At 76.8% G+C, this 1,676-nt stretch carries 3 protein-coding genes; all 3 read right to left on the minus strand.

The window, feature by feature from the left end; all coding sequences use genetic code 11:
• A partial coding sequence (locus PYV61_RS25045; protein WP_275836607.1) for a response regulator occupies nt 1–477 on the minus strand: 477 nt, incomplete at its 3' end.
• On the minus strand, nt 474–1,301 hold the full coding sequence (locus PYV61_RS25050; protein WP_275836608.1) for a protein-glutamate O-methyltransferase CheR: 828 nt from the start codon (nt 1,299–1,301) through the stop codon (nt 474–476). The genes PYV61_RS25050 and PYV61_RS25045, both read right to left, overlap by 4 nt.
• 35 nt (nt 1,302–1,336) lie before the next feature.
• On the minus strand, nt 1,337–1,676 hold a 340-nt coding region (locus PYV61_RS25055), incomplete at its 5' end, for a tetratricopeptide repeat protein (protein ID WP_275836609.1).

Below are 1,676 nucleotides of genomic sequence, written 5' to 3' on the forward strand. Positions count from 1 at the left end.
CGTCCGCCCGGGCGCCGCCGCGCGCGCCAGCACGTCGACGCGGGTGACGTCGGCCGCCGCCGCCGCGCGCAGCTCGGCCTCCAGCCGCTCGCGCACCGCGACCACGTCGAGGCTGATCGGCCCCGAGGGCTTGGGGACGAACTCCACCGCCCCCAGCTCGAGCGCGCGCAGCGCCAGCCCGTCCTCCCCCAGCCCGCTCAGCACCACGACGGGGCGCGGCGCCTCGCTCATCACGTAGCCGAGCACCTGGAGCCCGTCGAGGCCGGGCATCGCGACGTCGAGCGTGACGACGTCGGGGGCGAGCGCGTGCACCTGGCGCACCGCCTCCTCGCCGTCGCGCGCCGTGCCGACCACGCGGAAGCCGGGACACTCGTCGACCAGCTCGGCGACGACGCGCCGCATGAACGCGCTGTCGTCGACGACCAGCACGGTGCGCGGCGCGTGCGACGGCGCGGGGGAGCGGAGCGCGCCCGTCACGGCCGGCGGAAGACGCGGTCGCGCGGCTCGAGCGGCTGCACGAGCGAGCGCACGGGGCCAAGGAGCGTCTCGACCTTGCCGAGGAACAGCACGCCGCCGGGGGCGAGCGCGTCGTGGAAGCGGAGGAACAGGTCCTCCTGCGACTCGCGGTCGAAGTAGATGACGACGTTGCGGCAGGCGATGAGGTGCCAGCGCCCCGGCGGCGGCGGCTCGCGCAGCAGGTCGCGGCGCTCGAACGCCACCATCGCGCGCAGCTCGGGCGCCACGTGCGCGTGCGGGCCGGGGCCGAAGTAGCGCGCGCGCAGGTCGTCGGGCGTGTCGGCGAACGCGGCCTCGGCGTACACCCCGCGCGTCGCGGCGGCCAGCGAGTCGCGGTCGATGTCGGTGCCGAGCACGCGCACGCGCCCGATCCGGTCGAGCTGCCCGAGCCGCTCGGCGTGGCGGTGGAAGAGCGCGGCGAGCGAGTACGCCTCCTCGCCCGAGGAGGAGCCCGCGCTCCACACGCACAGCTCGTCGTCGGGGCGCGCCCACAGCGCGGGGACGACGCGGGTCGCCAGCGTCTCCCACGCCTCCCAGTTCCGGAACAGCTTCGTGACGTTGATCGTCAGCGCGTCGAGCAGCCGGTCCCACTCGCGCGGGTCGGCGTCGAGCACGCGCATGTAGTCGGCGAAGGTGTGCACGCCGACCGCGCGCAGCCGCACGCCGATGCGCCGGACGAGGCACCGCTGCTTGTAGCTCGTGCACCGGAACCCGCGCTCGGCGACGATCTTGGCGCAGAGCGCGGCGAACCCTTCCGGGTCCTCGATGGTGACGGGCTCCAGCACGCGGCGTGGGAGGGGGCGGGAGGCGAGATGCGGGGTCACGATCCGCCCGCGCGGAGCAGCGCCTCCAGGTTGCTGCGGGCGATCGGGTGCGCCGGGTGCAAGGTAAGCGCCCGCTCCCACGCGTTCACCGCGCCGGCGCGGTCGCCGCGCTTCAGCGCCAGCGTCCCCAGCCGCACCCACGCCTCGCTCCCGAGGTCCGGCGCGAGCCGCACCGCGCGCTGGTAGCGGTCGGCCGCCTCCTCCAGCCGACCGGCGCGGTAGGCGGCGTCGCCGACGGCCTTGTGCGCCTGCGGCAGGTACGGGTCGGCCTCGGCGACGCGGCGCGCGCGCGCCTGCGCCTCGTCGTGGCGCCCGGCCGCGGTGAGCGCGGCGGGG

Source organism: Roseisolibacter sp. H3M3-2 (assembly GCF_029211165.1).
GTDB lineage: Bacteria > Gemmatimonadota > Gemmatimonadetes > Gemmatimonadales > Gemmatimonadaceae > Roseisolibacter.